A 26,380-nucleotide genomic window follows, 5' to 3' on the forward strand; every position below is an offset into this window, starting at 1 on the left:
GCTCCCCTCCCTGGAAGGGAGGGGCTGGGGGTGGGTCGGTTCGTTGTCGAACGCGGCACCCGCCCCATACCAACCCACCCCCGGCCCCTCCCTTGGGAGGGAGGGGAGGGCGTCAGTCCTGGTTCAGCGCTTGAACAGTGTCTCGGCGGTCGGCTCGGCGCGGGTCGGGACTTCGCCATGTTCGGCGGCTTCCGTATCGCGCGCGAGCTGGTCGCGGTTGGCGCGGAGTTCGGAGATGAGCGCTTCGCGATCCCCCTCCAGCCGCGTGTCGACCGGCGCCTCGATCCCGGCGGCCTTGGCGGCCTTGCCGACCGCGGCGTCGAGCTCGCGCTGCGTCGTCAGGCCGAGCGTGACCGGATCCTTCGGGGTGATGTTGGCGATGTTCCAGTGGCTGCGGTCGCGGATCGCCGCGATCGTCGTGCGGGTCGTGCCGATCAGCGCGCTGATCGCACCGTCGGTGATCTCCGGATGGTTGCGGATGATCCACGAAATACCGTCGGGCTTGTCCGACCGCTTCGACACCGGCGTGTAGCGCGGGCCCTTGGTACGGCGGACCTGCTCGGGACCCTTGAGGATCTGCAGCCGGTAATCGGCATTGGCCTGGCCCTTGTCGATCTCGGCCTGGGTCAGTTCGTGCGCGCGGATCGGGTCGCGGCCGGTCAGCTTGGTCGCGGCGGTATCGTCCGCAATTGCCTGGATTTCGAGAATGTGGAGACCGCAGAAATCCGCGATCTGCTCGAAACTGAGCGCGGTATTGTCGACGAGCCACGATGCGGTGGCATGGGGCATGAGCGGCTGGGCCATGCGGCGAACTCCTTCAGAAACGGAAAGGGCCGCCCCTTTCGGAGCGGCCACTTGTGCTGACGTTGCATGTACGCCGGTTGCGCGGGAGTGGCAAGCGCGGTTGCGGGATACGAATCAATGCGGCGGAGGGGTGTTTGTGAAGTAGCTTTCGATATGGCGTTCAGCTTTGAGAACTGTCACGATCTGCAGCGTGTTCGCTTCGTACCGGAAGAAAATGATATAACCGCGGTGTACGACGCTGCGGACATCTTCGTGGAGTTCCGGGCGCGCACTTCCCAAATGTCCCGGCAATGTCGCGAGTTTGCGGCATCGATCCCGGATATTGTCGATGAACCGTCGCGCCAGGGCGCGGTCGCCTGTTTCCTGAGCGATGTAAACGGAGATGTCTCGCATGGCGGTCTGCGCATCCGACAGATAAATAAGCCGTCGCACGTCAAGCGTGCCGCCGCGCTTCCCATGCTTCCAACGCTTCGTCCACCGAGTCACCGATCTCGTCGTCCGAATACGAGCCGCCCCGAGCAATCGAAGCCTGGATCGTCTCGCGCAAGGCCTTCACGTTCTGCTCCCGCTCCTCGACCAACCGAAGCCCCTCGCGCATGACCGCGTCGGGCGAGGCGTAGCGCCCTTCCGCGACGATCGATTCGATGAACGATTCCCAACGCGGGCCAATCGATACGTTCACGTGTCTTCCTTCCCGCTGGTATCAGCGCCGGGAGAATTTACGCCATCGCGGGTTTCGCCTCAAGCCGCGATCGCCTCGGGGTGGTTGACCGGGACCAGCGCGCCGAGGAACTGCCGCGCGCTCGCCGCCCAGGTGAAGCTCTGGCCGTAGGCAGCGCAATCGGCCCGGCTCAGGGTCAGCGCCCTGGCGATCGCGACGTCGAGATCGTCGTCCATCGCACCGACCGTGGGCTTGAGCACGTCGATCGGCCCGGTCACCGGATAGGCGGCGATCGGCACGCCGCACGCCATCGCCTCGATCATCACCAGCCCGAAGGTGTCGGTCTTGCTCGGGAAGACGAACACGTCGGCGGCGGCATAAGCGGCGGCAAGGTCGTGCCCGAAGCGCGGGCCCAGGAAATGCGCGTCCGGATATTTCGCGGCCAGGCTCCCGCGCGCCGGCCCGTCGCCGACGATCACCTTCACGCCCGGATGCGCGGCGGTGAGGAACGCCTCGATGTTCTTCTCGACCGCGACGCGCCCGACATACAGCTGGACCGGACCCCGGCCGCCTTCGGCCAGCGCGCGGATCGCGGGATCGGGCACGATGTCGCTGCCGAAGGTCGAAAGATCGACCCCGCGGCCCCAGTGCCGCACGCGCGTCAGGTCATGCGCCTTGAGCGTCGCGGCGATCGACGGGGTGGACGCGAGGATCGATTGCGCGGGCCAGTGGAACCAGCGGATGTAGCGCCACACCCATTCGGGATTCACCCCCGTGCGCGCCGAGACGTAATCGGGAAACTGCGTGTGATAGGCGGTGGTGAACGGAAACCCGCGCGACAGGCACCAACGCCGCGCGGCGAGGCAGACGGGCCCCTCGGTCGCGAGATGGATCGCATTGGGCGCGAACTCGGCAAGCATCCTGCCGACCGCGGCGGTGCGCGCGAAGGCAAGGCGGATCTCGGGATAGGTCGGGCAAGGCATCGAATAGAACAGGTCGGGCGAGACGATCAGGACTTCGTGCCCCTGCTTGACGAGCTCGGCGCGGACCGCCTGCAGTGTGCGGACCACGCCGTTCACCTGCGGGCTCCAGGCGTCGGTGACGATGGCGATCCGCACGGGCGTCAGGCCGCCAGCTGCGCGATCTTCGCAGTGGGGCGGGCCTTCTCCCGTGCAGCAATCTCGTCCGCCCAATGCAGCAATTCCATGCGGCCGTCGAAATGTTCGACCAAGGCGGTGCAGCCTTCCACCCAGTCGCCATCGTTATAATAAGCGATTCCGTTGATATCGCGAAATTCGGCGGTGTGGATGTGACCGCAGACGACCCCATCGACCCCGCGCGACCCCGCCGCCTGCGCGATCACTTCCTCATAATTCGAAATGAACTCGACCGCGTTTTTCACTTTCGCCTTCGCATGCTTGGAGAGCGACCAATAGGGCATGTTGAAGTAGCGTCGATACGCATTGACCCAGCGGTTGAGCGCCATCAGCACGTTGTAGGCGACGTCCCCGACATGCGCCAGCCAGCGGTGTGCGAGCGTGATCGCGTCGAACTCGTCGCCGTGGAGGACCAGCAGACGGCGGCCATCGGCGGTTTCGTGGATCGCCTTGCGCCGGATCGCGACGCCCCCGAAGTCGAGACCGGTGAACTGGCGCATCACCTCGTCGTGGTTGCCGGGGATATAGATCACCTCGGTCCCGCGCTTGGCGCGCTTGAGCAGGCGCCACACCACGTCGTTGTGCGCGGCGGGCCAGTAGAATTTCTTCTTGAGGCGCCACCCGTCGATGATGTCGCCGACCAGATACATCCGCTCGCTGTCGACGTGGTCGAGGAAGTCGATCAGCATCTCGGCGTTGCAGCCCCGCGTGCCGAGATGAATGTCGGAGATCCAGATCGTGCGATACTTGCGGCGCTCATCGATCGGGCGTTCGGGAATCGCGGGGTGCGAATTGGCGAAATCGGCGAAGTCGGCGATCGTTCCGTGGCCGGCCAGACCATCGAGGGCGATCTTCGTAACTGCGTCCATCGTTTGGCGTCCCGGAAAAGCCTCTGGATGACCTCGGTCTATGACAAGCTATTGTTACAATCGCAGGTGTCGGCCTTCATGCAATTGTCACATGGCGATGTGCCGCGGCTGTCCCGCAACGCGTGCGAGCCAGTCCGATACTGCCGGATAGGCGTCGAGCCGTAACCCCCCGTCGGCGGCGACATGGGTATAGGCAAAAAGCGCGATATCGGCGAGCGTGAGGCGTCCCGCCACGAAGAACGGGGTCCGCGCGAGATGCGCGTCCATCAGCGCCAGCGCCGCCGCGCCCGCCGCGCGCTTCCCGGGCAGTTGGGCGCGCTGCAGGTCGTCCAGTCCCGCTTCGCCGATCGTCGTCATCCAGAAGCGGAGCGTCGCGATATTGGGCTCGTGGCTATATTGCTCCCAGAACATCCAGTGGAGCATGTCGGCGCGATCGAACCGGTCGTGCGGGATCAGTGGTGTCCCGTCCGCAAGGTAGAGGCAGGCGGCCGCGCTTTCGGGCAGGAAGTCGTCGCCGACCTGGAGCACCGGGATCCGTCCGTTGGCATTGATCCGCTCGAGGAAGGCAGGGGTCCGCGTATCGCCCGCGACAATGTCATATTCGCGGCGTTCGAGCGGGATGCCGACATGCGCCGCGGTCAGGCGAATCTTGTAGCAATTCCCGGACGCGGCATATTCATGCAGGATCAGATCGGACATGTTGGCTCCCCCCGGAGAATGGTGAGGAGAGGGTAGCCCAATATTCCCGAAACGTCACTCCAGGACGCACGTTCTGGCGAGGGCGTGACCTTGGCGAAAGCCTGTCTGTTCTCCCGCGAAAGCGGGAGTCCAGGCGTTGCGCGAAGCATAAGTGTTGTTTTGCTCGGTCCTGGGCGCCTGCCTCTGCAGGGGCACGAGCAGGTCTTCGCCAGAAGCGTCCGTCTTATCCCTGTTCCGCCATCACCTCGGCGATCAGATCCTTGCGGCTGAGCTTGCCGATCATCGTCTTGGGCATGGTCAGCCGCACCACCACGTCGTCGACGCGCTCGTGTCGCCCGACCTGCGGGTTGAGCCAGTCGCGCAAAGCCTCGCCCGTGACGTCCGCATCCTCGTTGAGCGTGACATAGGCGCGGGGATGCTCGCCCCGATACGGATCGGGCAGACCGACGACGAGCGCCTCCTTGATCGCGGGGTGATGGTACAGCACCGCCTCGATCTGGCTCGGGAACACCTTGAACCCGGAGACGGAAATCATGTCCTTGAGCCGGTCGACGATCTTGACGAAGCCGTCCGCGTCGATCGTCCCCACGTCGCCCGTGCGCAACCATTTGCCCTCGGCGGTGGTGAGGAAAACCTCCTCATCGGCATCGGGCCGGTTCCAATAGCCCTTCATGATCTGGGGCCCGCGCGCGACGATCTCGCCCGGTTCGCCTTCCGGCGCCTCCAGCGCCGGGTCGCCCTTGTCGACGAGGCGGAGGGACGTCGCGGGGATCGGCTGTCCGATCGTCCCGGTCTTGCCGGCGGCTTCATACGGGTTGGCGGACAGCACGCCCGAGCTTTCAGACAGGCCATAGCCCTCGACCACCGTCGCGCCCGTGGTGGCCTCGAACTTGGCCTTCAGTTCGGGCGCGAGTGGTGCGCCGCCCGAGATGCAGATCCGCAGCGACGCGAAATCGGTCGTGCCGATCTTGGGATGGTCGAGCAGCGCCTGGTACATGGTCGGCACGCCGGGGAGGGCGGTCGCCTTGGTCCGCGTGATCGCGGCGAGCACCGCGCCCGCCTCGAACCGCGGGAGCATCACGATGCAGCCGCCGTTGAGCACGGTGCGGTTAAGCACGCAGGTGTTGGCGAAGACGTGGAACATCGGCAGCACGCCAAGGATCCGGTCGGGCGCCTCCGGGTGCGGATCGATCGCCATCACCTGCCGCGCATTGGCGGAGAGGTTCTGGTGCGTCAGCATCGCGCCCTTGGGGGTGCCGGTGGTGCCGCCGGTATATTGGATCAGCGCGACGTCGCTTTCGGGATCGATCGTCGCCCGCGGATACTTCCCGTCATTGGCGATCAATTGCGAGAAGGCGATGATGCGCGCGTCGGCGGGACGCCTGGTCACCTCGCTGCCCTTGAACATGCGGTACAGGAGCGATTTGGCGGGCGGCAATGCGCCGGCGATCGAACCGACCACGAGCCGCTCCAGCCCGCTCTGTTCGAGCACGGCCAGGGCCGTCGGCAGCAACTGGCTGGCGGACAGGGTGAACAACAGGCGCGTACCCGAATCCTCGACCTGATGCGCCAGCTCGGCCGCGGTATAGAGCGGCGAGAAATTGACCACCGTCGCGCCGAGCTTGAGGATGCCGTAATAGGCAGCGACGTAATGCGGCACGTTGGGCAAGAACAACCCGATCCGGTCGCCGGGCCCGTACCCCAGCGCCTTCAGCCCGGCAGCGACGCGATTCGCGCCGTCGAGCGTTTCGGAGAAACTGTAATGGCGGCCGAGGAAATCGATCAGCGGCGCATTCCCCGCGCGGGCGACGGCCGCGTCGAGGAAATCCGCCATCGACATCGACGGAAAGGCGCTCTCCCAAGCCGTGGGATGACGATACGATTCGCGCCAGAGCGCTTCGGGTCTGTTCATTGACACAGGTGTAAGCAAGCCGCTTCCGACCCGCAAGGCCATGCGCACGCTGCCGTCTTGCGCACCGCGCGCGACACGTCGCTCAGCTGACCGGGTGGGCGGTCCAGGTGTAGAGGATGGAGATGCCCAGCACCCCCAGGTCGAGAGCAGCCTTGACCTGATGGGGCATCGGGTCGGCAGCCTGATGCGTGAGGACGCGGATGTCGGCGGTCGGGTGACGCGCCAAGGCCGCTATCGCGAGCAACGCGCAAAACCCCAGCATCACTCGACGATCGCGCACCGCTGGTCTCCTTGTCCCGCCGATATACCGTTAATTCCGGATAGCGACAAGCGGAGTCGTTGCGGGGGCGGCACAGTTGGGATCGAGCGCACGCGACCGGGCCCGGTCGCGACCGGCCGACTTTGCGTCGAACAGGGCGCGATCCGAGCAGGCGTAGAGCGCCTTCCAGTCGGTCTCGCGTTGCAGCGATCCGACACACATGCCGATGCTGGCCGTCACCGTGACGTCATAGGGCATGCGTCCGGCGCGGAGGCGCGCGAGGATGTCGTCGGGATCGACGGCCGTCTCCGCGCCGATGACGATCGCGAATTCCTCGCCGCCGATCCGCGCGACCAGCGCCTCGGCCGGCACCGATTGCCGCAGCGTCCGCGCGAAGACACGCAGCACTTCGTCGCCGCCGTCATGGCCGATGGTCTCGTTCACTTGCTTGAAATGGTCCAGGTCCGCGATCATCAGGATCTGCGCGCCCTCGCGGCCGATCGCCTGGTGGAGGAAGGCGCGGCGGTTGAGCAGCCCCGTCAGCGGATCGATATCCGCCAGCAGCCGTGCCGCAATCTCGCGTTCGCGCGCTTCGTCGCGTTCGATGCTCAGCAGGCGCATGCGATAGGCGATCGCGATGCTCGACAGCAGTGCCTCGATCGTCATCGTCAGGATCGTCGAATTGTCGAGCCAGAAGTTCCAGCCGATCATCCCGAGCGAACTGGCGATTCGAAACGCCGCCATGATGATCGGCGAGCCCCAGGCGATCGTGAACACCCAGAGGTAATTGCTGCGCCGCACCCAGGCGCGCCACAGCAAGGGGATGACCATGGCCATCTGCGCCGCGAAGGCGAGCGAATAGATCCGATCGAACAGCCAGATGTCGAGCGGGGCGAACAGGCAGAAGGCCAGCGATGCCGCGGCGGTGATGGCACAGGTCAGCATGACCAGGCGTCCGATTCCCCCGGCGAACACCCGCGCTTCGAAGAAGGTGCGCGCGAACGCGAAGGCGGCGATCGTCGACAGGCCCAGCAGCAGATAGTTGATCCGGATCCGGTCGTTATTGGCGATATCCGGGACGAGCCAGGCAAGCCACCCCGAGGATGAGACGGCATAGGCGAGCAGGCCGAGAACCATCGCGCAATAGGCGAGCTGGAACGGATGCCGCAGCGCGACCCACAAGGCGAAGTTATAGCACAGGAGCGCGATGCACAGGCCGGCGAACGCGGCGTACATTCCGCCCATCAACAGGTTGGAGGCAATGCTTTCGCGGGGACGGGCAAGTGTCGCGTCGCGGACGATCCCGCGCAGATTGGCCGCCTGGTCGACATGCCAGAGCAGCCGCACCAGTGGCGCGTCGTGCGGGGGCAACGGCACTTCCAGGATTGCGCCAAGCTGCATGCGCCGCGACGCGCCGCGTTGGTCGATGTTGACCGAGACCACGTGTCCGTCGGCATAGAGCGCGTGGAGCGTGACCAGGCCCTGCCAGAGACTGGCACTGCGGACCGCGACCGGACCCGACCAGCGCAGCGGGGGCGACAGCACCCAATATGTGCCGCGGCCCAGCACCCGCTGATCCTCGGGACAATCGAAATGGACCCGGCCAGCGAGCATCGCGGCTGGCGTGATGCCCGGCTGGTCGCGCAGGACGCAGGTCTGGATCGGCTGGCCCGTCACCCCGGCCTGCGCCGCCGCCGGGTCCGCCGCCAGCAGGATCGAGCCGATCACCGCCAGAATCAGGGCACAGCAGGACAGAAGCGCGACACGCATGGCCGCTCCCTAGGCCAGTGATGGGAAAGGGGAAGTAAAGATCGAATTTTGTGCCCGATTTCAAGGGGCAGAGTCATCAGGAACGATTCTGGTGCGAAACGACACATGTCTGTCACCGTTTGCTGCTAGTCGACCTCCCGTCGGCAATAACAATGGGCCGTGACGAAAATAGGCCTTCAATCAAAAGCGCCGACATACAAGCTATAAAAACAAACATTCATTACGATATTTCCAATAGTCTGCAGGAGACTACTCATGTCACGCACCTATGTGGCGACGTGCTCGCCGATCATTGCCGCTATTGTCTGCTTGCCTTCGGTTTCCGGTCATGCGCAGGATCGGGACGTTCGGACGGCGCGTGTTGCCGTGGCCGATCTCGACCTCTCGTCCGCCGCGGGCCAGCGTACGCTTGCGCGCAGGGTTTCGACTGCGATCAGCAATGTCTGCGACAGCGGTGGTTTTGCCGATCTGAAGATGGTGCAACACCAGCGCGAATGTCGGGTAAAGGCGCGGCAGGATGCCGAGCCGCAAATTCTCGCGGCGGCGGAAGCCGCGCGCGGGCGGCGATCGACGGTTCTGGCGTCCGCCGGCCCGGTTCCGACGCGCTGATCGTCCACGCGAAAGCGCGGGCCCGGCATGACCGGACCCGTGCTTTCGTTCTTTCGACGGTGTCGCCTATTTGGCGGTCGTGTCGACCTTGCCCGCGGCCTTGCGGCGTGGCTTCTTCGGCGGGGCCGAGGTGATTTCGAACGACAACGCATTGTCCTTCATCTTCACCGTCACCTCGCCGCCGTGGACCAGCTTGCCGAACAGCAGTTCCTCGGCGAGCGGCTGCTTGATCTTTTCCTGGATCAAACGGCCCATCGGGCGGGCACCGTACAGCTTGTCATAGCCCTTGGTGGTGAGCCACGTCTTCGCCTCGTCGTCGAGGTTGATGTGGACGTTGCGGTCCGCCAGCTGCAACTCGAGCTGGAGGATGAACTTGTCCACCACACGCGCCACGACCTCGGTCGGCAGATAGCCGAACGGCACGATCGCATCGAGACGGTTGCGGAACTCGGGCGTGAACATCTTCTGCACCGCCTGCTCGTCCTCGCCCTCGCGGGTGAGGTTGCCGAAGCCGAGCGTCTCGCGCGCCATGTCGCTCGCGCCCGCATTGGTCGTCATGATCAGGATGACGTTGCGGAAGTCGACCGTCTTGCCGTGCTGGTCAGTCAGTCGCCCGTTATCCATCACCTGCAACAGGATGTTGAACAGGTCGGGATGCGCCTTCTCGATCTCGTCGAGCAACAGCACCGAGTGCGGCTGCTGGTCGATCGCGTCGGTGAGCAGGCCGCCCTGGTCGAACCCGACATAGCCCGGAGGGGCACCGATCAGCCGCGAGACCGAGTGGCGTTCCATATATTCGGACATGTCGAACCGCTGGAGCGGAATTCCCATGATCGTCGCGAGCTGCTTGGCGACCTCAGTCTTGCCGACGCCGGTGGGGCCGGTGAACAGGTAGTTGCCGATCGGCTTCTCGGGATCGCGCAGGCCGGCACGGCTGAGCTTGATCGCCGAGGCGAGCTTCTCGATCGCGGCATTCTGACCGAACACCACGCGCTTGAGATCGGTCTCGAGCGATTCCAAAGCCTTGGTGTCGTCGGTCGAAACCGACTTCGGCGGGATGCGCGCCATCGTCGCGATGACCTGCTCGATCTCGCGGCTGGTGATCGTCTTCTTGCGCTTGGCGAGCGGCACCAGCATCTGCATCGCCCCGACTTCGTCGATCACGTCGATCGCCTTGTCCGGCAGCTTGCGGTCGTTGATGTAGCGCGCACTGAGCTCCACCGCCGACTTGATCGCGTCGGGGGTATATTTGACGTTATGGTGCTCCTCGAACGCCGAACGCAGTCCTGCGAGGATCTTGACGGTATCCTCGATCGTCGGCTCGTTGACGTCGATCTTCTGGAAGCGCCGCAGCAATGCGCGGTCCTTCTCGAAGTGGTTGCGGAACTCCTTGTAGGTGGTCGAGCCGATGCAGCGGATCGTCCCGCCCGACAGCGCCGGCTTGAGCAGGTTGGACGCATCCATCGCGCCGCCGCTGGTCGCGCCGGCACCGATCACGGTGTGGATCTCGTCGATGAACAGGATCGCGTCGGGCATCTTCTCGAGCTCGGTCACGACTGCCTTCAGCCGCTCCTCGAAATCGCCGCGATATCGCGTTCCCGCGAGCAACGCGCCCATGTCGAGCGAGTAGATCACCGCCGGGAGCAGCACTTCCGGAACGTCGCCCTCGACGATCTTGCGCGCGAGACCCTCGGCAATCGCGGTCTTGCCGACGCCGGGATCCCCCACATAGAGCGGGTTGTTCTTCGAGCGGCGGCACAGGATCTGGACGGTACGATCGACCTCGGGGCCACGACCGATCAATGGATCGACCTTGCCCTTCTTGGCCTTCTCGTTGAGATCGACGCAGAACTGCTTGAGCGCGCTTTCCTTGCCCTTCTCGCCGGGCTTCTGCGGCTTCTCTTCCTCGGCACCCTTGGGGGTGGAGGCTTCGGGCGCGGAACCGCCCTTGCCGACGCCGTGGCTGATAAAGCTCACCGCATCGAGCCGGCTCATGTCCTGCTGTTGCAGGAAATAGACGGCATAGCTCTCGCGCTCACTGAACAAGGCGACGAGCACGTTCGCGCCGGTCACTTCGTCGCGGCCCGAGGACTGGACGTGGAGGATCGCGCGCTGGACGACGCGCTGGAAGCCCGAGGTGGGCGAGGGGTCGGTCGCGGCGTCGACCTTCAACGCCTCGAGCTCGGTATCCAGATAATGTTTGACCGTCGCGGTCAGCTCGGCGGTGTCGACACCGCACGACTGCATCACCTTGGACGCATGATCGTCATCAATCAGCGCGAGCAGCAGGTGCTCGAGCGTAGCATATTCGTGCCGGCGCGAAGACGCAGCCTCGAGGGCCTTGTGCAACGTGGTTTCCAGCGCGGAGGCGAAGGATGGCATCTGTACTTTACTCCATGCGGGCCACGAAAGACGCACTGCCCGTGAGCGCTATGTTGGTAGGCAGGACGCTTGCAACAACCTCTTGAAAACGACTCAGGCTGTACCTGTGTTCCGGGATACGTATCTTTACGACTTAAAGAGCATATCTGCCGTTGCGCGATGGTTGACCGCGGCCTCCCGTTTTCCCCTGGTCCGCGCGATCTCGCGTTCTAGCGCGGCAATACGATCGTCGAGCTCCTTGACCGAGAGCGGATCGAGGTCCTGTGCGATGACCGCAGCGAGCGGATCGCCCGCCTTGCCCGGGAGAATCTCGTCGATGTCCATGCCGAGGATCGTTGACCCGCGCGCAGGGGATGTCAATAAGGCGCGCCGACGAAACGGGACTGGCCGAGACCGTTGGCAGGGACAGGGCCTGAGATTGATGCAAAACTTGCCAGCGACGATGCGTGCGATCGATCCCGATACTGCCGGAGGGCCGGAGGTCCTGACGGTCGTCGAACGGCCCGTGCCGACTCTGCAACCCCATGAGCTACTGATCCGGGTCGTCGCCGCGGGCGTCAACCGGCCCGACGTGTTGCAGCGCATGGGCGGCTATCCGCCGCCGCCGGGCGCACCGTCGATCCTCGGGCTCGAGATCGCGGGTACCGTGGTCGCGCAGGGTGACGACGTGTCGGGCACTTTCATCGGACAACCGGTCTGCGCGCTGGTCGCCGGCGGTGGCTATGCCGAATATGTCGCGGTGGCGGCGGGGCAGGTGCTGCCCGTGCCGAACGCGCTGTCGATGGTCGAGGCAGCGGCCTTGCCCGAGACGCTGTTCACCGTGTGGACCAATCTGTTCGAGCGCGGCTATGCCACCGAGGGCGATACCGTGCTGGTGCATGGCGGCACGAGCGGGATCGGGACGATGGCGATCGCGCTGGGCGCGATCTTCGGGCTGACCGTGATCGTGACGGCCGGGTCGGATGACAAATGCGCCTCCGCCAAGGCGCTCGGCGCGGCTCATGCCATCAACTACAAGACCGAGGACTTCGTCGAGCGGGTCAAGGCCATCACCGAGGGTGCCGGCTGCGCGGTGGTGCTCGACATGGTCGGCGGCGATTACGTCGCGCGCAACCTGAAGTGCCTGGCCGAGGACGGCAGGCACGTATCGATCGCGGTGCAGGGCGGCGCGATGGCGACGATCCCGATCTTCGAGATCATGCGCCGCCGGCTCACGCTGACCGGGTCGACTTTGCGCGCACGCGACGAGGCGTTCAAGGCACTGGTCGCGGACGAACTCCACCGCACCGTGTGGCCGCATGTCGAGGCTGGCCGGCTGAAGCCCGTGCTCGATCGCACCTTCCCGCTGGCCGAGGCACCCGCGGCGCATCGCCGGATGGAGGCGGGCGACCATGTCGGCAAGATCGTGCTGACGCTGGACTGAACGGCGACCCGCTCGGCCCGGTGCGCCGCCGCGCCGAAGGGAACAAATCCGCCTGCGGGGAATTGGGACCCTTCGGCCTCGAGCCGATCGCTATAGGGTGAAGCATAATGAAGAAGATGATTGTTTTTGCAGCCGCAGCCGGCCTCGTTTCGCTGGCCGCGTGCAACTCCACCCCGCGCGAGCAGGCTGCTGACAATATCGAAGCCAACACCGAGGCGGTCGCCGACAACCTTGAGGACGCAGCGGACAACGCCTCGACCGTCGCGGGCAAGGACATGCTCGATAACAAGGCGGACTCGGTTCGCGCCGTCGGCCAGAACCAGGCGACCGACATGCGCACCAACGATCCCGACACCAACCTCGCGAACGGCATGTAAGCGACAGATCGGGCCGTTCCCAAGCACGGTTCGAACTGGAAGGGCGCCCGGGGCAACCCGCGCGCCCTTTTCTTTTGGCGGGGGACCAGGCACATCGCCAGCCGTTCGTTGCGAGCGGACGGCAGGGACCGGGAAGAGGGTCTCACACCCAGGTCGACGACCACGTCCAGTACCGAAACGCGCCCGGCCCGGGCAGCGCCGCCGCCGACAGCACCGGATAGAATATCGCGAACAGCGCGATCACCCCTGCGAGAAACGCCGTATCCCTCCGCCGTGCCGCCGGAAAATGGTCGAACGCCAGCGACAGCGCGACGCACAGTGCGATGCTGGGGAGATAATAGTAATAAAAGAACCCGATCTTCTTGGGGATCACCACCCAGATCGCGTAGCTGCCCAGCCACAGACCGGCAGCCGCCAGCAGCCGCGGCGACCGCGCGCGGACACCCTCCACGAGGCACGCCGCGACCGCGATCAGCCCGCCCCACAGAATGGCGACATTGCCGATCAGCAGCACCCCGCGCTGCGCGCCGTCGACCCGTTCGTAGAGGTACCAGATGGGGCGCACCATGATCGGCCAGGACCACCAGCCCGATTGATACGGATGCTTCGGCAGCGGCATCGTCTGGCGGTCGTACATGTGCTTCTGGAACGGCAGCAGCGTCCCCAGCGTCATCGGATCGTGCAGGTAGAAGAAGGCCGGGGCAAAGGTCGCCAGATACGTCGCGATGCTGACCGCACCGAGGACCAGCACCGCCGGAATGGCCGCCATCCCGGGCCAATGGCGGTTCGTGCCGGCGTTGAGCGCCGCGAACACCGATCGTCCGCGCAGGCGGGCGTCGTGCAGACGGAGCAGGATGAAACCCAGCGCGGCGAACGCGATCAGCGGGGCCGCGATCCACTTCGCCGCAACCGCGAGCCCGAGCAGCACGGCACCGCCGATCCAGCGCGCCCATGCGTGCCGACCATCCGGCGCGCGCATCGCCCACAGCAACGCGGCAAGCCCGGTGACGACGAACGCCGCCATGAACCCGTCGAGCATCCCGATCCGTGCCTGGACGAAAACGGTGAAGTTGAAGAGCGTGAACAGCGCGCCGAACACCGCCGGGCGCACCCGTCCAACCATCAACAGGACGATCGCGAACACGCCCAGCACCGTCGCCGTTCCCGCCAGCGTCGAGAAGAACCGCCAGCCCAGGCTGTTATCCCCGAACAGCAGGATCCCGCCGGCGATGATCTCCTTGGCGAGCAGGGGATGCTCGATATTGGTCGGCCCGCTGAGCGCGATCAGCGTGCGCGCGGCGGGGACGTAATGCGTCTCGTCGAACATCAGCTTGGTCGGGATCGTCAGGCGATAGCTGAACAGCAGTTGCGCGAGCACGCCAAGCGCGGCGGCGGCGCGATACGGATGGGGTCGGGCCTCGCTCACGCTCGCCTCTATCCAGCCGATCCGCGCGGCTTTCAAGCGGCCTTGCGGGCATGAGGCATTGACGCGCCCCGCCGCCACCCGGCAAAGCGTACGCCATGAAACGCCGGACCGGACAAGACCAGAGCATCACCCGCCAGTGGCGCCCCGCGACCCAGGCCGTGCGCGGCGGCACCGCGCGCAGCGAATGGGGGGAGACGTCGGAAGCACTCTTCCTCACCTCGGGCTATGCCTATGATTGCGCGGCCGACGCCGCCGCGCGCTTTGCCGGCGAACAGACCGGCATGACCTATTCGCGGCTGCAGAACCCGACGGTCGAGATGCTCGAGCATCGCATCGCGTTGCTCGAGGGGGCGGAAGCGTGCCGCACGATGGCGACCGGCATGGCAGCGATGACCGCGGTGCTGCTGTGCCAGCTCCAGGCCGGCGACCATGTCGTCGCAGGCCGCGCGGCGTTCGGATCGTGCCGCTGGCTGGTCGATACGCTGCTGCCGAAGTTCGGGATCGAGACGACGACGATCGACGCGCGTGACCCGCAGCAGTTCGAGGATGCGTGCCGTCCCAACACCAAGGTGTTCTTCTTCGAGACGCCCGCCAACCCGACGATGGACGTGGTCGACCTGAAGGCGGTGTGCGACATCGCGCGCGCGCGCGGGATCGTGTCGGTGGTCGACAATGCGTTCGCCACGCCCGCGCTCCAGCGCCCGATGGAGTTCGGCGCGGACGTCACCGCCTATAGCGCGACCAAGATGATGGACGGGCAGGGGCGCGTGCTCGCGGGCGCGGTGTGCGGGACCGAGGCGTTCATCAACGACACGCTGCTGCCCTTCACCCGCAACACGGGGCCGACGCTCAGCGCGTTCAACGCCTGGGTCGTGCTCAAGGGACTGGAGACGCTCGACCTGCGGATCCGCCGCCAGTCGGAGAATGCGCTCAAGGTCGGGCGCCTGATCGAGGGGCGGGTGCCGCGGATCCTCCATCCCGGGCTGCCGAGCCATCCGCAACACGATCTCGCGATGCGCCAGATGGAAGCGTGCGGACCGATTTTCGCGTTCGAGGTCGCGGATCGCACGCAGGCGCACGGGTTGCTCGATGCGCTCCAGCTGGTCGACATCTCGAACAACATCGGCGACTCGCGCTCGCTGATGACGCATCCGGCGTCGACCACGCATGCAAGCGTCGCCGAGGACAAACGGCTCGAAATGGGCGTGACCGAGGGGTTGCTGCGGCTCAACGTCGGGCTCGAGGATGCCGACGACGTGATCGAGGACATCGACCGCGCGTTGACGGCGGTGGGGTTGTGAGCGGGCCGCGGTCTTGGACGCCTGCTCTCGCCGGCGCACGGGATCAACAAGGGGTCGCCGCGTGAAAGCCCTCTTCCCCCATGTCGCCGAAACGCGCGGCGTCATCGTGCGCGTGTCGGTCAGCTTCCTGCCCGAACAGTCCGAACCGGACCGCGGCCGGTGGTTCTGGGCCTATCACATCCGGATCGAAAACGACTCGGACGGGGCGGTACAGCTGCTCACCCGCCACTGGATCATCACCGATGGCCGCGGCGCGCGGCATTCGGTCGAGGGCGAGGGCGTGATCGGCGAACAGCCGATGATCGAGCCGGGCGAAAGCTTCGATTATGTCTCGGGTTGCCCGCTGTCGACGCCCAGTGGCGCGATGGTCGGCAGCTATCACATGCTGGGGGAGGATGGCGCCGGGTTCGACGTCGACATCCCGCGCTTCTCGCTGATCGCTCCGGCGGTCGGGGTATGAACGCCATGTCCGCCACCCCGGCGCGGGGCGGGGCCGCCACGTTGGCCGCGCAAGGTCGGCTGGTCCGTCCTGACAGGGCGGCCGCGGCCTTGGCCGGGTGACGGGGGCGACATGAAGCGCACTCACCTGCCCTTGAACGGCCTGCGCGTGCTCGATGCCGCCGCGCGCCACCTGAGCTTCACTCGCGCCGCCGACGAACTCGCCGTCACGCCGGCAGCGGTCGGGCAGCAGATCCGCGCACTCGAGGATACGCTCGGGGTCGTGCTGTTCCGCCGCACCACCAAGGGTCTCGAACTGACCCCGGAGGGCGAGGGGGGCCTCGCTGCGCTCCGGCATGGCTTCCTCCAGTTCGAGGAAGCCGTCCGCGCGATGCAGGCGGGGCAGACGAGCAAGTCGCTGACCATTGCTGCGCCCCGCGATCTGACCGAAAAATGGCTGATGCCCCGCCTCGCGGATATCGCGCGCGCCGATCCCGAACTGCGGTTCGTGCTCATCTCGGCCGACGTCGCGGGGGCCGGTGCGGCCATCGACTTTACCGAGGCCAATCTCGATCTCGCGATCCGCTGGGGCGATGGCCCGGGCGAGCATGAGGGCGAGGCGATCGAATCCGCCGGAATGGTGACGGTCGAGCGCCCGGGCGGGGGGGCGGACACGCGCATTTCCTGGCCCGGCTGCGGGGATGACGAGGGCGTCTCGCTGGTGCGCGTGAGCGACGCCGGTCTTGCGCTCGACGCCGCCGCACAGGGACTTGGCCGCGCGACCGTACCCGAGCTGCTCGCGACGGCGGATCTCGCCTCGGGGCGGATCGTCGCGGTCGGGGAGGCGAAGGCGTATCGGCTGGGCTATTGGCTGGTCGCGCCGCTCCCCCAGTGGCGGCAGAAGAAGGTCAAGGCGCTGGTCGCGGCGTTGACGGGGTGACATCGAGTCCGGCTCGCGAAACCGCATGGCTGCGACCATAACCTGCTGTTCGCATGGCCTGTTTGCACCGGTCGAGGGGTCGTGCGGGCCCGTTTCGCCGAACCGTTCCGGCCATGGCGCGCCCGGGCGATGACCCGCCACGGCGATGACACCACCATCGTTATCCTGCGTAACGGCCGCTTGCGGGCGGAATGGGAGACGCATATCGGCGTGCGCGACACCTTCCGCTGGGAGATGCTCACGACCGATTGGAAAGACCGATGACGCCTCGCCCCGATTTGAACGACCCGGCAGAGCGGGCCGCATACCAGCGCGAATTGCGCATGGTCGCCCGGCCGGTCCGCTGGCTGGGGGTCGCGCTTGCGATCATCGCGGCGATGCTTGCGCTGGTCCGTGCGCGATATGCACCGCAGATCCCGATGATCCTGCCGCTGTTCCTGCTCGGGATCGCGGCGCTGCACATGATCGCGGCAATCGTCATCCGCATGAAATACCATCAGGCGCGGATGAAGCCCCAAGAGTGACGAAGACGCGGGCCAGGGCGCGTCTTGTCCACCCTTGATCGGCGCGGGAAATTCGACGAACGCGTGCCCATGACTGACCCCGCTTCGTCCGCTGCCGGACCCTATGCCGATCAATCGTTCCAGGCTTGCCTGTTCGACATGGACGGAACCCTGCTCACGTCGATCGAATCCGCCGAGCGGGTCTGGTCGCGCTGGTTGCGTCATCACGGGTTCGATCCGGTCGAGATCCTGCCGCGTATCCATGGCGTGCAGACGCTCGAAACCATTCGCCGGCTCGACATTCCCGGGATCGATCCGCAGCAGGAGGCGGACTGGATCGCGCGCGAGGAACTCGCCGACCTGGCGGGAGTGCGCGCGATCGACGGCGCGGCCGACTTCGTCGCGAGCTTGCCGGACCATGGCTGGGCGATCGTGACGTCCGCCACCCGCCCGCTCGCCGAGGCGCGCCTCGAGGCGGCGGGTCTCGTCCCGCCGCCCTTGTTCATCACCGCCGAGGACATTGCGGTCGGCAAGCCCGCACCGGATTGCTACGTCGAGGCCGCGCGGCGGCTGGAGCTGAACGTCACCCGCTGCCTCGTCTTCGAAGATGCACCCGCCGGGATCGAAGCCGGTCGGGCCGCCGGAGCCGCGGTCGTCGTCATCACCGCGACCCATTCCCATCCGGTTGTGACTGAATATCCAGCCATCCGGGATTATCGTGGGCTTACCACGGTGCATCGGGCGGGGGAGATGCGGATCGCGCCGAGCGGCGGCGCGGCCTGAACCTGGGCGGACGTGCGCCTTTGCCGCGGGGTCGCATCGACCCGAGCAGCACCGTCGATGGCTATGGCATATTAACCTTCGTACGCTAACCCGTTCGAAGATTAGCCGAAAGTTACCGATGCCGCGTCGTATCCGCTCCCTGTTGAACACCTTGAGCGAACAGGTCACGGCGCATGTCCACCAATCGGAGGCGATTGCCGGCAGGACCAACCTGCTTGCCCTGAACGCGACGATCGAGGCCGCGCGGGCGGGTGACGCAGGGCGCGGCTTCACCGTGGTGGCGCAGGAAGTGAAAAGTCTGGCGGGCCTGGCGCGCGCGTCGTCGGCGAGTTTCCGGGACCAGGTCCTGACCTACCTCCATCAGGGCGCGATGATCGCGGACGAGCTGGCCAAGGATATGGAGGGCGGCCGGCTGACCGACCTGGCGCAGTCGATCGCGGACACGCTGGCGCGGACCTTGTTCGACCGTTCGATCGACGTGCGGATGCTGGCGACGGACCATTCCATCGCCGAGGCGCTGCTGGTCGAACACGCAACCCCGCGGATCGATGCGCGCGCGCTCGACCGGTTGCGCGCCTTGCTCGGCTGCTCCCCCTATTTCCTCAACGCCTTCATCGTGAACGGCGACGGCGAAGTCGCCGCCTGCGCGCATGAAAACGCCGCGGTGCGGGGCGTCAACTTCAAGGAATACGGGCAGTTTCAACGGGCGCTTGGCGCGCCGCCGGAGGTGCTCTGGATGACCGACGAAGTCTGGGAGAATCCCTGGTCGAACGGGCGGAAGGTGCTGGTCTATGTCGCACCGGTGCGTCTGGAAGGCGCGACGATTGGCGTATGTTACCTGGAATTCGACTTCGAGGGGCAGACCGAGGCGATCATGCGCGTCGTCAACAAGGCCGGGGCGTTGTGCGTCGCATCGATCGTCGATCACAAGAACCGGGTGGTCGCCACGACGGGCAGCTATGCCTATCATCTGCAGCACCCCCATGCGGCCGCCGGATCGTCGTTGCGCTATGCGTCGTCCGACGGGCTCAACGTCGCGCAGGCGAGCGTCGTCTCGGCGCATGGCATCAGCGGTCTCGACCTGCGGTGCATCATCGAGGAGCATGTTGCCACGGACCAGGAGATCGTCGCGGCAGTCACCCGAACCACGGCGCTGTAACGACGTCCTGGCGGTTGGCGTCGTGGGACGTTACGCCCGCACCCGCCATCCCGATATGGGGCACGTCGTCGTCGACCGGTCGCTTATGTTACGTCAATGTAACATTGCGGATCGAAGCGGATGGCTTACGCTGCCCATATCCGAGCGAGGGCCATGCGTATCGTGGTGGGCAGGGCTTTGGTCCCGACGCCATGGCTGCCGTTATCGGGCATGGCCGGTCGCCTGACGCCGAACATCGGCGGAGGCGATCGCGCAAGCGGCGAGTGTTGGGGGAGTAGAGCGTTGCAGATCGTGAAACGCGTGGCGAATGTTTTCGAACTGGTCGGGATCGTCTTCCTGGCGCTGATCCTGTTCGCGGTGGCCTTCGCCGGCTTCTGAACGGGCGGCGGCGGTTTCGGGCGGTGGCCTGGATAGGCCTTGGCGCGACCTACGGCGGGGGCACGCCAGGCGCCACGACATCCGGCCGAGCCTGCAAGGCATAGCAGCGTGCAGACCGCTGACGCGATCCGGGCGAGGCTCGTCAGGCGTTGCCGTCGATCCGCCTGATCACGATCCGACGGTAGCGCCCAGAAGGCCGGGCGCCGCAGCTACCCCTGCGGGGGACGAGCGGGCGGGCTCACGGCATGTCCCTCGGACGGGACCGGTAACTGCAGATGGCGGACCCGTTTCGTATCGTAAAGCGCGGCATCTGCCCGCCGCCAGGCCGTGCCGAAACCTTCCGCCGCGCCGCCGGCCTGCGCGTTCGCCATCGTCACGGCGCCGATGCTTGCATGGATCGGCACGACCGCATCGACCCATGTCATCGGGTGATTGAGCGCGCGCTCGATCCGCGCCACCACGATCGCGACCCGCTCGGGCGAGGAGTCCGGCAGGAGAACCGCGAATTCGTCGCCGCCCAGACGCGCGAGATGATCGGTTGGGCGGACGGCGTTGCGCAGGCGCTCCGCTACTTCGACCAGCACTGCGTCACCCACGAAGTGGCCGAAGCCGTCGTTGACCGCCTTGAACCGGTCGAGATCGATCGCGAGAACGCCGATCGGGAGCCCAGACCGGATCTGTGCGAGACGCTCGTCGAGGCCGCGTCGGTTGAGCAGCCCGGTCAGCGGATCAGTCTCCGCTGCGAGCTCGGCTTTCCGCTGGCGTTCGTGGTCTTCGGAGATGTCGATCGAGACCCCGACGATCCGGCGCGGCGTTCCGTCCGGCGCGCGTAGCAAGCGGCGGTCGCAACGCATCCATCGCGGTCCATCGACGGTCTGCAGCTCATATTCCACCGATGTCTCGTCGATGGTTCCGTCGAGCAGCGCCTGCACCGACGCCCCCTCGCGAGTCGTCGGCAGGATGCGGCTGGCATAATCGTCGAGATCGAGCGAACCACCGACATCGCTGCCGACGACGAAGCGCAGGAAGGACGGCGACATCTCGAAGCGGCGGCTCGTCACGTCGATATGCCAGAAGCCGCCCCGCACCGCCTCCATCGCCAGCGTCAGTCGCGCGTTGATTTCCTGCTGTTCGCGTTCGGCGCGACGCCGGTCGGTGACGTCCTCGATCTGCGCGATGAACCGGACCGGCTTGCCCTCACCGTCCCGGACCGCGGACACGGCGAGGGTCGTATGGACGATCTCGCCTCCCGGACGCAGAAAGCGCTTGTCCATGCGATAGCCGTCGCGACGGCCATCGGCCACCTGCCCGAACCGGCGATCTTCCGCCTCGATATCGTCGGGATGGGTAATCGTGCGAAAGTCGGTTCCCACGAGATGTTCGATCGGCCGGCCGAGCATGGTCGCAAAGGCCTGGTTCACCCGTTCCAGGCGACCGCTGGGGTCGGATACCGCCATTCCCACCGGGGCATGGCGAAAGGCGTCGTCGAACATGCCTTCGGTTTCCGCGATCCGTGCCTCGAGGTCGCGGCGAACGCTGATGTCGGTGACCAGCACGACGATACCGCGAACGACGCCGCGATCGTCCAGATCGGGGACGTAGCTGCCCTGCACCCGACGCGCTTCGGGCCCGTCGAACAGCGTGTATTCGTAGGTGACCCGTTGCCCTTGCAGCGCTTCTTCGAGCCGGGGCAGGACCTGGGGGTAGTTCATCTCGCCGACGACTTCACGGCAGGATCGCCCGACGATCCAGGCGGGATCATGTCCGCTCCAGGCGGCATATGTCGCATTGGCGTAGCGATAGTGAAGGGTGCGGTCGAAATAGGCGACGAGTCCCGGCAACATGTCGAGCAACCACGCCGCGCGCGGCATCGCCTCGGGGCGGGCTTCATCAAACTCGGTCATAACGCCCCTTAAAGCGTTCTTACTTAACCGAATGTGCATGCGAATGCAGCCTCGCAAACGTGCCGTGCGAGGCGCCGTGTCGGAAGGATTCCTAGTCGCGACCGACTTCCGAATATTAAAATTGACAAAATGTTTTATTAATCCAGATTCACCGCACGAAGATCGCCGGCGAAGGCGACGTCGCGCGCCGAATTGGCGGTGATCGTGGTGGAGAGGAAACTGGGATGGCCTCGAATGCGTCCGGGCGGCAACGCCGCTCCAAAGGGTCGATGATCCTGCGCTGGATACCGATGGCCGCCCTGCTCGGTGCGGGGGGCGCGCTGGCACAGTCCAGCGTCGCGCCGGTCGACCAGGCCAACCCGCTGGTCGGTACCGCGCCACTCGACCGCCCCGACCTGATCGGCAACGCGCCGCCGGCCGGCGAACCGCTCTATTCCGGCATAACCTCGCCGGGCGCGCGGCTGCCGCACAGCGCGGTCGAGGCGGCGCCGGTCAATCTCAACGTCGCGCTCAGCTATCCGTCGGGGGTCGCGACGCCCTATTATTACACCAACCCGACGATGATCGGCTTCACCGGGGGTGGCGGCCCGACCTATGGCGCACGGGCGCAGCCGATGGTGATGCCGGTCGTCGGCGACTGGACGGTCCCCCCCGCATATAGCGAAGCCTATTACGACAAGGCGCGCGAGACGGCCGCGCCAGGCTATTACTCGGTATTCCTCGACAGCTTCAGGACGAAGGTCGAACTCACCGCGACGCAGGCGACCGCGCTGATGCGCTTCACCTTTCCCGCGACCGAACGCGCCCACGTCATTCTCAACCTGCCGGGCCAGGGGGGATCGGTCGAGATCGTGGGAGATCATGTCGTGCGCGGCATCGCCGAACCGAACGGCGACATCGATGCGCGCGATGGGCGCTATTTCGTCGCGGAATTTTCCAAACCGTTCAAGAGTTTCGGGACGTTTCGCAAGGCGCCCGGCGACCGTCGCGGTTACGGGATCGGCGACAAGGACGTGCTTCCGGTGGTCCGCGCGCTGTCGGGCAGCTTCGCCGGAACCTATCTCGATTTCACCACTCGCGCGGGCGAGACGGTGCTGGTCAAGATCGCGCATGGCCCCAGCTATGCCGCTGCCGAGCAACGTCTTGGGGTGGAAAGTCCGGGATGGGATTTCGAGGGCATGCGGGCACGCGCCCGAGCCGAATGGGCAGCGCTGCTCGACCGGGTACAGGTCAGCGGCGGATCGGCGAAACAGCGGATGCTCTTCTATTCGACGCTGTTCCAGTCCTTCGCCAGCCCGCGGCTGGTCGCGCGCAAGGGGGAGAGCTTCACCGATACCAGGGGCCAGACGCGCACCGCCTCCCACGACCGCTACGGGCCGGTGCCGTTCTGGGATACCGGCCGAAACCAGATCGTGTTGCTCGAACTGCTCGAACCCGCAGTGACCGCGAACGTGCTGCAGTCGGAACTCGACATGGCGCAGGAGCAGGGGTTCATGAACACCTCTTTCCACGGTGACAATGCCGTGTTCCTCTACGCCGGGGCGATGAAGCGCGGGATCCCGTTCGATTATCGGGCGGCCTATGCCTTCCTGCGCAAGAATGCGACCGACCCGACCGGGCCGCGCGGGTATCTTGCCGAATATGCGCGCAATGGCTGGATTTCGGACGAGATCCCGCGCGGCAACCCGAGCCCGCCTTATGCCGGCGGCAAGGCGGGCACCGCGACGACGCTCGAATATGCGTGGGATGACGCCGCGCTGGCGGATTTCGCCGCACGGCTCGGGCATGGGGACGATGCCCGGCTGTTTGCGATGCGGGCAGCCAACTATCGCAATGTGTTCGACCGCTCGACCGGGTTCATGCGCGGCCGTACCGCGGACGGCCGATGGATTGCCCCGTTCGATCCGCGCGAACCCTATTATAACTTCATGATGAAGGAGGCGTCGGGTTGGTCGACGCTGTGGCTGGTGCCGCAGGACGTGGCCGGGCTGATCGATCTGCTCGGCGGCCGTGCCGCGTTCAATGCCAAGCTCGATGCGTTCTTTGCCACGCCCTATCATCCGACCGGTATCTGTCGGGACTGTACCGGCGTGATCGGCCAATACGTCCAGGGCAACCAGCCCGACCAGCAGGCCCCGTATCTGTATGCGTGGAGCGGTCAGCCGTGGAAGACGCAGGCCCTCGTCCGTCGCATCCTGCGCGACCTCTATGGCAGCGACGCCAGCGGCTACGGCTATCCCGGGATGGACGACCAGGGCGCGACATCGTCCTGGTACGCGTTGAGCGCGCTCGGCTTCTATCCGGTCGATCCGTCGAGCGACGTCTACATTCTGGGCAGTCCGCTGTTCGATCGCGCGGTGTTGAAGATGGGCAACGGCAAGACGCTCGACATCGTCGCGCGCAACAATTCGGCGCAGAACGGTTATATCCAGTCGGCGACGCTCAACGGCAAAACCTGGAGCAAGCCGTGGTTCCGGCACGGCGACGTTGCGAACGGCGCGACGTTCGTGCTGACGATGGGGCCGAACCCCAACCCCGCCTGGGGCAGCGCGGTCGGGGACGCCCCGCCGTCGATGGGGCGGCCATGATGCGCTTCCGCCATCGCGGCGCGATCGTCGCCGCAACGTGCCTGTGGAATGCCGCCGGCGCCGTTGCGCAGACGCTGCCGCCGCAGCGGCCCGATTCGGTCTACACCGGCGCGATGGTGACGCGCTGGGGCAAAGGCGTCACGCCGGAGAACGCCTGGCGCAGCTACCCGCGTCCGCAATGGACGCGGAGCCGCTGGCAAACCCTCAACGGCACGTGGGACTATGCGATCACCAAGGCCGCCGCGCCGATGCCCGTCGCGATGGACGGCAAGATTCTGGTGCCGTTCGCGGTGGAATCACGTCTGTCGGGCGTCGCGCGCAAGCTGCGGCCCGAGGATCGCCTGTGGTATCACCGGACCTTCACCATCCCGACCGACTGGGCGGGGCAGCATGTCATGCTCAATTTCGGCGCGGTCGACCACGCGGCGCACGTCTGGGTGAACGGCGCGTTGGTCGGGAGCCATGAAGGGGGATCGGATCCGTTCGGCCTCGACATCACCGCCTTCCTCAAGCCTGGCGACAATGCGCTGGTGGTGCAGGTGTCCGACCCGACCAGCGCGGGCAGCCAGCCGCGCGGCAAGCAGACGCTCGATCCCGACGGCATCTGGTACACTGCGGTCAGCGGGATCTGGCAGACCGTGTGGCTCGAACCGGTCCCGGCGCTCCATATCGCCGACGTTCGGGCGATCGCGGATATCGATCGGGGCAAGGTCGAGGTCGACGTCGCGGTGAACGGATCGGCGCACGACACCGACGCGGTCCGGCTCAGCGTGCGGTCGGGCGGACGCACGATCGCCACGACGATCGTCCGGGCCAACCGGCATGCGAGCCTGGACGTGTCCGGGGCGCATCTCTGGTCGCCGGAGGATCCGTTTCTCTATGACCTGGTCGCCGAACTGGTGACGGTGGACGATCCTTATCGCGGCAGGCCGGACCGCGACCGTACCGCCTATGACGCGCGCTTCACGCAGCGCGAGGGTGCGACTTATGCGGCCGCGACGGTGGCGGGTGCCCCGCGCGATCGGATCGACGGGTATTTTGCGATGCGCAAGATTTCGGTGGGGCCGGGCAGGGTGACCGGTCAGCCGGCGCTGTTGCTCAACAATCGGCCCTATTTCCAGAACGGGACGCTCGACCAGGGTTGGTGGCCCGACGGTCTGCTGACCCCGCCGTCCGAGCGCGCGATGCGATCCGACCTGGAGTTCCTCAAGAAAGCGGGCTTCAACATGGTCCGCAAGCATATCAAGGTCGAGCCGGCGCGGTATTATTACGATGCCGATCATCTTGGCATGCTGATCTGGCAGGACATGCCTGCGGGCGGCGGCGAGGACCAGTTCGTTACCGGTACCAGCCAGAGCCAGGCCGTGCTGTCGTCCGACGTGATGGCTGCGCAGCAGAACGAGCTGGCGCACATGATCGGCGCGTTGCGCGGGTTTCCGTCGATCGTGCTGTGGGTCGTCAACAATGAAGGGTGGGGGCAATATGATTCCGCGACGCTCGCCCGCTATGTGAAGGGGATCGACCCGAGCCGGCTGGTCGACGCCGACAGCGGCTGGCTCGACGTCGCGCCCGACGTCTCGGACGTGGCCGATATCCACACCTACGAAGACGTGCCGCATACGCCGCCGCACGACAGCAAGCGCGCGATCGTGCTCGGCGAATATGGCGGTGTCGGACGCCCGATCGACGGGCATCTCTGGCGCGCCGACAAGCGGTGGAGTTACCAGGTCACCAGCGACGCGCAGGACTATCTCGCGCGCTACAAGCGCAAGGTCGACGAGGTCGCGCGTCAAGCCAGGGAAAATGGACTGAGCGCATCGGTCTATACGCAGACGACCGATGTCGAAGGGGAAATCAACGGCTTGCTGACCTATGACCGGGAAGTCGCCAAGGCGTCCCTGGCGGACTTTGCCCGGATTGCGGCGCCTCTGCGCGTTCCCGCCAAGTAACGGCCCGGACAGTCGGCACTATTTATGATTGCGCTACCATGGCGTCGTTCGTGCAGATCTCGCGGCGTCCTTTACCCGTCGGCGGGGAC

At 66.0% G+C, this 26,380-nt stretch carries 25 protein-coding genes and 1 pseudogene; 13 read left to right on the plus strand and 13 right to left on the minus strand.

Going from position 1 to position 26,380, the window contains the following annotated elements; translation table 11 throughout:
* Positions 1–123: 123 nt before the first annotated feature.
* The 9 genes from L8K25_RS13425 to L8K25_RS13465 form a co-directional block, all read right to left on the minus strand.
* Positions 124–804 carry a DUF1013 domain-containing protein gene (locus L8K25_RS13425; RefSeq protein ID WP_242139494.1) on the minus strand — a complete coding sequence of 227 codons (681 nt, stop codon included), beginning with the start codon at positions 802–804 and terminating at the stop codon, positions 124–126.
* A 114-nt stretch (positions 805–918) separates the two neighbouring features.
* Positions 919–1,236 carry a type II toxin-antitoxin system RelE/ParE family toxin gene (locus tag L8K25_RS13430; protein ID WP_242139495.1) on the minus strand — a complete coding sequence of 106 codons (318 nt, stop codon included), beginning with the start codon at positions 1,234–1,236 and terminating at the stop codon, positions 919–921.
* 1 nt (position 1,237) lies between these two features.
* Positions 1,238–1,486: a type II toxin-antitoxin system ParD family antitoxin gene (locus tag L8K25_RS13435; protein ID WP_242139496.1), complete on the minus strand. Its 249-nt coding sequence runs from the start codon at positions 1,484–1,486 to the stop codon at positions 1,238–1,240.
* A 59-nt stretch (positions 1,487–1,545) separates the two neighbouring features.
* Entirely contained in the window at positions 1,546–2,583 is a 1,038-nt protein-coding gene (locus L8K25_RS13440) for a glycosyltransferase family 1 protein (protein ID WP_242139497.1), read from the minus strand.
* Between the two features lie 5 nt (positions 2,584–2,588).
* The gene (locus L8K25_RS13445) at positions 2,589–3,491 is read right to left on the minus strand and encodes a UDP-2,3-diacylglucosamine diphosphatase (RefSeq protein WP_242139498.1); all 903 of its coding nucleotides are present in this window, start codon (positions 3,489–3,491) and stop codon (positions 2,589–2,591) included.
* 87 nt (positions 3,492–3,578) lie between these two features.
* Positions 3,579–4,190, minus strand: a complete 612-nt coding sequence (locus tag L8K25_RS13450) for a glutathione S-transferase family protein (protein WP_242139499.1) — start codon at positions 4,188–4,190, stop codon at positions 3,579–3,581.
* A 223-nt stretch (positions 4,191–4,413) separates the two neighbouring features.
* Complete coding sequence (locus L8K25_RS13455) at positions 4,414–6,102, minus strand: AMP-binding protein (protein WP_242139500.1); 1,689 nt, start codon at positions 6,100–6,102, stop codon at positions 4,414–4,416.
* Positions 6,103–6,184: 82 nt separating this feature from the next.
* Complete coding sequence (locus tag L8K25_RS13460) at positions 6,185–6,382, minus strand: hypothetical protein (RefSeq protein ID WP_242139501.1); 198 nt, start codon at positions 6,380–6,382, stop codon at positions 6,185–6,187.
* Positions 6,383–6,412: 30 nt separating this feature from the next.
* Positions 6,413–8,131: a diguanylate cyclase gene (locus L8K25_RS13465; RefSeq protein ID WP_242139502.1), complete on the minus strand. Its 1,719-nt coding sequence runs from the start codon at positions 8,129–8,131 to the stop codon at positions 6,413–6,415.
* 255 nt (positions 8,132–8,386) lie between these two features.
* Between L8K25_RS13465 and L8K25_RS13470 the strand changes: the two genes are divergently transcribed.
* Complete coding sequence (locus L8K25_RS13470; RefSeq protein ID WP_242139503.1) at positions 8,387–8,740, plus strand: UrcA family protein; 354 nt, start codon at positions 8,387–8,389, stop codon at positions 8,738–8,740.
* A gap of 66 nt (positions 8,741–8,806) precedes the next feature.
* On the opposite strand, the gene clpA is transcribed toward L8K25_RS13470, so the two are convergent.
* Positions 8,807–11,122, minus strand: a complete 2,316-nt coding sequence (gene clpA / locus L8K25_RS13475) for an ATP-dependent Clp protease ATP-binding subunit ClpA (protein WP_242139504.1) — start codon at positions 11,120–11,122, stop codon at positions 8,807–8,809.
* Between the two features lie 126 nt (positions 11,123–11,248).
* Positions 11,249–11,446, minus strand: a complete 198-nt coding sequence (locus L8K25_RS13480) for a DUF1192 domain-containing protein (RefSeq protein WP_242139505.1) — start codon at positions 11,444–11,446, stop codon at positions 11,249–11,251.
* A 97-nt stretch (positions 11,447–11,543) separates the two neighbouring features.
* On the opposite strand from L8K25_RS13480, the gene L8K25_RS13485 reads away from it, so the two are divergent.
* Both L8K25_RS13485 and L8K25_RS13490 read left to right on the plus strand, forming a co-directional pair.
* A complete protein-coding gene (locus L8K25_RS13485) occupies positions 11,544–12,545 on the plus strand; it encodes an NAD(P)H-quinone oxidoreductase (protein ID WP_242139506.1) in 1,002 nt (333 codons plus the stop codon).
* A gap of 107 nt (positions 12,546–12,652) precedes the next feature.
* Positions 12,653–12,922 (plus strand): hypothetical protein, encoded by a 270-nt coding sequence (locus L8K25_RS13490; protein ID WP_242139507.1) that lies wholly within the window; start codon positions 12,653–12,655, stop codon positions 12,920–12,922.
* A 142-nt stretch (positions 12,923–13,064) separates the two neighbouring features.
* Here L8K25_RS13490 and L8K25_RS13495 read toward each other — a convergent pair whose 3' ends face one another.
* Positions 13,065–14,348, minus strand: a complete 1,284-nt coding sequence (locus L8K25_RS13495; protein WP_242139508.1) for a phospholipid carrier-dependent glycosyltransferase — start codon at positions 14,346–14,348, stop codon at positions 13,065–13,067.
* A gap of 95 nt (positions 14,349–14,443) precedes the next feature.
* On the opposite strand from L8K25_RS13495, the gene metZ reads away from it, so the two are divergent.
* The 8 genes and pseudogenes from metZ (at position 14,444) to L8K25_RS13530 (ending at position 19,850) form a co-directional block, all read left to right on the plus strand.
* Positions 14,444–15,649: an O-succinylhomoserine sulfhydrylase gene (gene metZ / locus L8K25_RS13500; RefSeq protein ID WP_242139509.1), complete on the plus strand. Its 1,206-nt coding sequence runs from the start codon at positions 14,444–14,446 to the stop codon at positions 15,647–15,649.
* 61 nt (positions 15,650–15,710) lie between these two features.
* Positions 15,711–16,109, plus strand: a complete 399-nt coding sequence (apaG, locus tag L8K25_RS13505) for a Co2+/Mg2+ efflux protein ApaG (RefSeq protein ID WP_242139510.1) — start codon at positions 15,711–15,713, stop codon at positions 16,107–16,109.
* A 111-nt stretch (positions 16,110–16,220) separates the two neighbouring features.
* The gene (locus L8K25_RS13510; protein ID WP_242139511.1) at positions 16,221–17,027 is read left to right on the plus strand and encodes a LysR family transcriptional regulator; all 807 of its coding nucleotides are present in this window, start codon (positions 16,221–16,223) and stop codon (positions 17,025–17,027) included.
* A gap of 129 nt (positions 17,028–17,156) precedes the next feature.
* Positions 17,157–17,291: a hypothetical protein gene (locus L8K25_RS22700; protein ID WP_277923624.1), complete on the plus strand. Its 135-nt coding sequence runs from the start codon at positions 17,157–17,159 to the stop codon at positions 17,289–17,291.
* The gene (locus L8K25_RS13515; protein ID WP_242139512.1) at positions 17,288–17,551 is read left to right on the plus strand and encodes a hypothetical protein; all 264 of its coding nucleotides are present in this window, start codon (positions 17,288–17,290) and stop codon (positions 17,549–17,551) included. Before L8K25_RS22700 ends, L8K25_RS13515 begins: the two co-directional genes overlap by 4 nt.
* Before the next feature lie 69 nt (positions 17,552–17,620).
* Positions 17,621–18,313: an HAD-IA family hydrolase gene (locus L8K25_RS13520; protein WP_242139513.1), complete on the plus strand. Its 693-nt coding sequence runs from the start codon at positions 17,621–17,623 to the stop codon at positions 18,311–18,313.
* A 118-nt stretch (positions 18,314–18,431) separates the two neighbouring features.
* Positions 18,432–18,635, plus strand: a pseudogene (locus L8K25_RS22810) (methyl-accepting chemotaxis protein); the annotation flags it as partial.
* Between the two features lie 990 nt (positions 18,636–19,625).
* Positions 19,626–19,850: a hypothetical protein gene (locus L8K25_RS13530; RefSeq protein ID WP_242139514.1), complete on the plus strand. Its 225-nt coding sequence runs from the start codon at positions 19,626–19,628 to the stop codon at positions 19,848–19,850.
* A gap of 209 nt (positions 19,851–20,059) precedes the next feature.
* Here the strand turns inward: L8K25_RS13530 and L8K25_RS13535 are convergent, their stop codons facing one another.
* Positions 20,060–21,754: a GGDEF and EAL domain-containing protein gene (locus L8K25_RS13535; RefSeq protein WP_242139515.1), complete on the minus strand. Its 1,695-nt coding sequence runs from the start codon at positions 21,752–21,754 to the stop codon at positions 20,060–20,062.
* A gap of 224 nt (positions 21,755–21,978) precedes the next feature.
* Between L8K25_RS13535 and L8K25_RS13540 the strand changes: the two genes are divergently transcribed.
* Both L8K25_RS13540 and L8K25_RS13545 read left to right on the plus strand, forming a co-directional pair.
* Positions 21,979–24,342 carry a GH92 family glycosyl hydrolase gene (locus L8K25_RS13540; RefSeq protein ID WP_242139516.1) on the plus strand — a complete coding sequence of 788 codons (2,364 nt, stop codon included), beginning with the start codon at positions 21,979–21,981 and terminating at the stop codon, positions 24,340–24,342.
* A complete protein-coding gene (locus L8K25_RS13545) occupies positions 24,339–26,291 on the plus strand; it encodes a sugar-binding domain-containing protein (protein WP_242139517.1) in 1,953 nt (650 codons plus the stop codon). The genes L8K25_RS13540 and L8K25_RS13545 overlap by 4 nt, the downstream gene beginning before the upstream one ends.
* The last annotated feature ends 89 nt before the right edge of the window (positions 26,292–26,380 follow it).

The sequence above is a fragment of the Sphingomonas sp. TREG-RG-20F-R18-01 genome (assembly GCF_022662475.1).
In the GTDB taxonomy this organism is placed as follows: domain Bacteria; phylum Pseudomonadota; class Alphaproteobacteria; order Sphingomonadales; family Sphingomonadaceae; genus Sphingomonas.

What these genes read in the sequence shown, in the direction of transcription:
- L8K25_RS13425 (WP_242139494.1), bottom strand. Translation starts at nt 804, where the DNA reads ATGGCCCAGCCGCTCATGCCCCATGCCACCGCATCGTGGCTCGTCGAC.
- L8K25_RS13445 (WP_242139498.1), bottom strand. Translation starts at nt 3,491, where the DNA reads ATGGACGCAGTTACGAAGATCGCCCTCGATGGTCTGGCCGGCCACGGA.
- L8K25_RS13450 (WP_242139499.1), bottom strand. Translation starts at nt 4,190, where the DNA reads ATGTCCGATCTGATCCTGCATGAATATGCCGCGTCCGGGAATTGCTAC.
- L8K25_RS13455 (WP_242139500.1), bottom strand. Translation starts at nt 6,102, where the DNA reads ATGAACAGACCCGAAGCGCTCTGGCGCGAATCGTATCGTCATCCCACG.
- L8K25_RS13465 (WP_242139502.1), bottom strand. Translation starts at nt 8,131, where the DNA reads ATGCGTGTCGCGCTTCTGTCCTGCTGTGCCCTGATTCTGGCGGTGATC.
- L8K25_RS13470 (WP_242139503.1), top strand. Translation starts at nt 8,387, where the DNA reads ATGTCACGCACCTATGTGGCGACGTGCTCGCCGATCATTGCCGCTATT.
- clpA (WP_242139504.1), bottom strand. Translation starts at nt 11,122, where the DNA reads ATGCCATCCTTCGCCTCCGCGCTGGAAACCACGTTGCACAAGGCCCTC.
- L8K25_RS13480 (WP_242139505.1), bottom strand. Translation starts at nt 11,446, where the DNA reads ATGGACATCGACGAGATTCTCCCGGGCAAGGCGGGCGATCCGCTCGCT.
- L8K25_RS13485 (WP_242139506.1), top strand. Translation starts at nt 11,544, where the DNA reads ATGCAAAACTTGCCAGCGACGATGCGTGCGATCGATCCCGATACTGCC.
- L8K25_RS13490 (WP_242139507.1), top strand. Translation starts at nt 12,653, where the DNA reads ATGAAGAAGATGATTGTTTTTGCAGCCGCAGCCGGCCTCGTTTCGCTG.
- metZ (WP_242139509.1), top strand. Translation starts at nt 14,444, where the DNA reads ATGAAACGCCGGACCGGACAAGACCAGAGCATCACCCGCCAGTGGCGC.
- L8K25_RS13510 (WP_242139511.1), top strand. Translation starts at nt 16,221, where the DNA reads ATGAAGCGCACTCACCTGCCCTTGAACGGCCTGCGCGTGCTCGATGCC.
- L8K25_RS22700 (WP_277923624.1), top strand. Translation starts at nt 17,157, where the DNA reads ATGACCCGCCACGGCGATGACACCACCATCGTTATCCTGCGTAACGGC.
- L8K25_RS13515 (WP_242139512.1), top strand. Translation starts at nt 17,288, where the DNA reads ATGACGCCTCGCCCCGATTTGAACGACCCGGCAGAGCGGGCCGCATAC.
- L8K25_RS13520 (WP_242139513.1), top strand. Translation starts at nt 17,621, where the DNA reads ATGACTGACCCCGCTTCGTCCGCTGCCGGACCCTATGCCGATCAATCG.
- L8K25_RS13530 (WP_242139514.1), top strand. Translation starts at nt 19,626, where the DNA reads ATGCGTATCGTGGTGGGCAGGGCTTTGGTCCCGACGCCATGGCTGCCG.
- L8K25_RS13535 (WP_242139515.1), bottom strand. Translation starts at nt 21,754, where the DNA reads ATGACCGAGTTTGATGAAGCCCGCCCCGAGGCGATGCCGCGCGCGGCG.
- L8K25_RS13540 (WP_242139516.1), top strand. Translation starts at nt 21,979, where the DNA reads ATGGCCTCGAATGCGTCCGGGCGGCAACGCCGCTCCAAAGGGTCGATG.
- L8K25_RS13545 (WP_242139517.1), top strand. Translation starts at nt 24,339, where the DNA reads ATGATGCGCTTCCGCCATCGCGGCGCGATCGTCGCCGCAACGTGCCTG.